General features: G+C 44.7%; 4 protein-coding genes and 1 pseudogene. 4 read left to right on the top strand and 1 reads right to left on the bottom strand.

Annotated features, from left to right (window positions below):
- Nucleotides 1-1,149 (top strand): DUF4335 domain-containing protein (locus tag VB714_RS15115; protein ID WP_323225436.1); only part of this gene is annotated, 1,149 nt, incomplete at its 5' end.
- 29 nt (nt 1,150-1,178) lie between these two features.
- Here VB714_RS15115 and VB714_RS15110 read toward each other — a convergent pair.
- The gene (locus VB714_RS15110; RefSeq protein WP_323225435.1) at nt 1,179-1,826 is read right to left on the bottom strand and encodes a Uma2 family endonuclease; all 648 of its coding nucleotides are present in this window, start codon (nt 1,824-1,826) and stop codon (nt 1,179-1,181) included.
- 145 nt (nt 1,827-1,971) lie between these two features.
- On the opposite strand from VB714_RS15110, the gene VB714_RS15105 reads away from it, so the two are divergent.
- The 3 genes and pseudogenes from VB714_RS15105 to VB714_RS15095 form a co-directional block, all read left to right on the top strand.
- Nucleotides 1,972-2,187 (top strand): hypothetical protein, encoded by a 216-nt coding sequence (locus tag VB714_RS15105; protein ID WP_323225434.1) that lies wholly within the window; start codon nt 1,972-1,974, stop codon nt 2,185-2,187.
- Between the two features lie 183 nt (nt 2,188-2,370).
- On the top strand, nt 2,371-2,694 hold the full coding sequence (locus VB714_RS15100; protein WP_323225433.1) for a hypothetical protein: 324 nt from the start codon (nt 2,371-2,373) through the stop codon (nt 2,692-2,694).
- Nucleotides 2,685-3,442 (top strand): annotated as a pseudogene (locus tag VB714_RS15095) (hypothetical protein); the annotation flags it as partial. The gene VB714_RS15100 and the pseudogene VB714_RS15095, both read left to right, overlap by 10 nt.

The raw sequence follows: 3,442 nt of genomic DNA, 5'->3' as shown, positions 1-3,442 counted from the left end.
TTCTTAAGCGGCATTCGCCATCCTGTAGATTTAGAATATCCTAATGAAAGCGTGCGCTTATTGAAGGGAAATAATCCCGATATTCATCATCTCCTCTGGCAACACAAATCTGAAGGGGAGGATGCGGAGGAGTCGAAGCCCCTACATTTTGACCTCAACACGATTCAACTTTTCGATCTAGTGGAAGCGGTAGATCAGTTATTTGCGGATAATCGAACTTTACCGGATTTGTCTCTGCATTTGATTCCGGTTAGCCGTCGTCATCGCAAAGCTGATATTCCTTTGACTAAACGAGCAACGCCGATGATGACCGGGATAGGAAGTTTGGCGATCGCCGCTTCTTTGCTCTTTATGCTGCCTATTCCCAAGGTGAAAGACCCGGAGGTTATTCAGGGGGAAACGAGCAGCGAGAACGTCTCGGAGGAGTCTCAGAACGAACCTTCTGCACCGCCTATCTCTCCAGAAGATTTACAAACATTACTGGCGGATGCGCCAGAAATTGACGATCCGACGGAAATTAGTTTTCTGCAACGCCATATTCGCCGAGAAATTGAAAACGCTTGGGACAATCGCGAGGCGATCGAGCAAGACCTCACTTATCGCCTTGTTGCAACTTTAGATGGTTCTATTATCGACTATGAACCCCTCGGAGAAACCACTGAAGCCCAGACAGAATTAACTCCGCTTGCCAATCTGCGTTTTCTTCCCACCGAAGATGATATTGCTCAAAAAGAGGCGATCGCGGAATTTGAGTTGTCTTTCACTCGCAATGGTACCACGACGATTAGTCCTTTAGCTGGACGCAGAGGGACGGGTACTTTAGGGGAACGCATTGAAGACTCGGAAACCTTGGAGGATTTGCGGGAAGCCATGCGCGAAAAATTGCAGGCTGCATGGACTCCAGAAACTCCCGTTGTTGCCGATCTGCCTTTTCGTATTGGTGTCACGGAAACGGGAGAAATTGCCGATTATGAGTATTTAGATGGCAATGCTTACCTCTTGCAACGAGAAACTCCTTTGCCTAAATTACTCAACCCCAAAGCAGCAGGAATTGGAGAAGAAAATGGAACTGTTGTACCGCAAAAACCGCTTGCGCAATTCCGGGTTGTTTTTCTCAAAAATGGCGAGATAGAACTGGTTGCTTATTAGTTGGGAATGGTGCGATCTCAAACTTAAAATTATTGAGAGAGATGGCGATCGCGCACCCATGCTCTAAATTCTCGCATGGTTTTATTGCGTCCCTGGGTTTTAACTTTCTGCAAATATTGAGGAATGGTTTCGATGAGGGGAAAATTGGGAAAATGAGGACTTTCTGTAACTTCAACGTAGCGATCGCCTCGAAGAACCGCTATTTTTAATCGTCCTTTCTCAAAACGCCACAATTCGGGAACACCTAATGCTTGGTAAATATCGGGATGGGTGCGAGAAGTGACATCAATTTCTAAAACCAGATCGGGAGGTGGATCGACAGTGAGATCGAGGCGATTCTTGCCGCGAATGGCTGCTTCATGTTCAATATAAAAACAATTATCTGGCTCAATTCCCTGTTTCTTCTGTTTGTGTTTAAATGTTGTCGAACCGAGGGGATAAAATTCGATATCAAGTTCTTCAAGGAGTGCCGCTAAAAAATCGGCAATTAAAACTTTGTTGACTTCTCGTTCGAGGAAAGAAGCCATGATTTCTAAAGTTCCGTTAGCATAAGCAATGCGAGAAGCACGTTTTTCTCCCAATTCTGCTAGTATTTGCTCAAATTCCTGCCAATTTACGTCTCGCAGGACGAGTTTTTGTCCGGGGAGAATGTCAAAGCGTTTCAGTTCTAATAACATTGCTCGGTTTTTCTAACGCGATCGCCAACATTGTAGCACCTTTGCACTAAAATCAAAGAATAGTCATTTCTCTTCTTAAAATATTGGCGACGGGATGAATGATTATATTGGGTTATTTTCTTCATGTTTTGGTGAGTTTATGCGAATGAAATTACCTCGAGTTCGTTCTTCCTTTATCATCCGTTTTAGTGCGATCGCTTCACTTTTCTTGTTATCCGGTACAAGTCTGACTGTTTATCTCGCCTCCAATCGCCTCTTATTTCCCAAAAAACCTGCATTAGAAAAGCGCCATCCGCAAATCATCCACACTCAAAAAAAGTTTGGCGCATTGTTCCTCAAGGAAATCACCACAAAGTTTTAACTCAGATCTTGCACCAAAAAAATTGATAGAGATGATTAAAGGCTGAAATACTTGTATAGAGGTGCTTTGAGGGATTTTCTCTTTTAGAGATAGTTTTTTATTAAATATTAGTAAAGAATGATAAAGCTCTACAATTTATGCAAGTTAATATAGCGCTTTTTAAAATAAATAAATCAGAATTTATTGCTACAAGGAAAAGCACAAATTCCCCATGATTGTCAGACCAAATCTGAAAGTGCTATCAGCCGTTTTTTGAATCATTATAAATGGTCAACACGTTCTTTAATTCGTAAGGTTCGTTCTTTCATTCTCAATCTAATTTTTTCTCAAAAAAAGGCTGGAAGAAAACCTATTTTACAAGTCATTGTCGATCTAACAACGCTGGAAAAAGTTGGTAAATTCCCTCATCTTCAAAATTTAGTTCGAGTTTATAATCATAAGAAAGGATTACATTCGGACTGCGATCGCGTTGGCGTAGCCTTCGCTTTGCGAATAGCGTGGCTTTAGCCGTATCGCAGCAAGTTTTGCGGGAATTGAGAGCGGAGTTTGGCCTGCGTCCGGTGCGAGAGTCCGAGGCAATCGAGCGAAAACCTCCCTCTGTGGGACAAGAACGACGCTATCGACGAGAACGACAAGAAGGCGATCGCTTCGGACTCCCCGAACTCCCTGTTAAGGTACAGTTGCAAAACGCCATCGATGAGGCAACTCGAGAGCCGATCTCGCTTCCCGAACTCATCCAAAGGCTACAGCAGCAGGCGATACGGCTAAAGCCACGCTTCGCGAACGCGGTTCGAGTGCGCTTGACTCGCGAGGGTGTGGCTACGGGAATCAGTTATTGTCGCGAGGGCGTGGCTTTTAGCGGCACGCAATTGGGGAGAGCCTACACTCTACCGGGATTGCAAAAGCATCGTGGGGTCAATTGCGAAATCTCAAGCGATTTTACCACTTTTCAACCCTCAACGCATCGATCGGAAATGTCCAATCCAACCCCTTCACCTCCCAGTCCAGAAGAACTCCTTCAAGCGCAGCAAGAGCAATGGGTTCGGGAGATAGCTCCCATTTTGCAACGATTGCTCGATTATTACGAGAAGGACGAACTCGAAAACGATCGCTATGAAATTCACCGTTTGGACGAGGGACGGCAAATCTCGGTAGATTGCAAGGAGGCTCTGGGTTCTCCCATTCTTGGCGTTAAATGGGAAGGAGAACATCTGAAAATTTGGGCATCTCGCTTGCAGGTGCGGGATGTGGAGCA

Origin of the sequence: Spirulina sp. 06S082 (assembly GCF_034932145.1) — a bacterium.
Taxonomy (GTDB): Bacteria; Cyanobacteriota; Cyanobacteriia; order Cyanobacteriales; family Spirulinaceae; genus CCY15215.
Note: the sequence above shows the minus strand (reverse complement) of the source record. Positions and strands in the feature narration are given on the sequence as shown.

Bases quoted from the DNA above. Each gene is read 5' to 3' on its own strand.
- VB714_RS15110 (WP_323225435.1), bottom strand. From the start codon at position 1,826: ATGTTATTAGAACTGAAACGCTTTGACATTCTCCCCGGACAAAAACTC.
- VB714_RS15105 (WP_323225434.1), top strand. From the start codon at position 1,972: ATGAAATTACCTCGAGTTCGTTCTTCCTTTATCATCCGTTTTAGTGCG.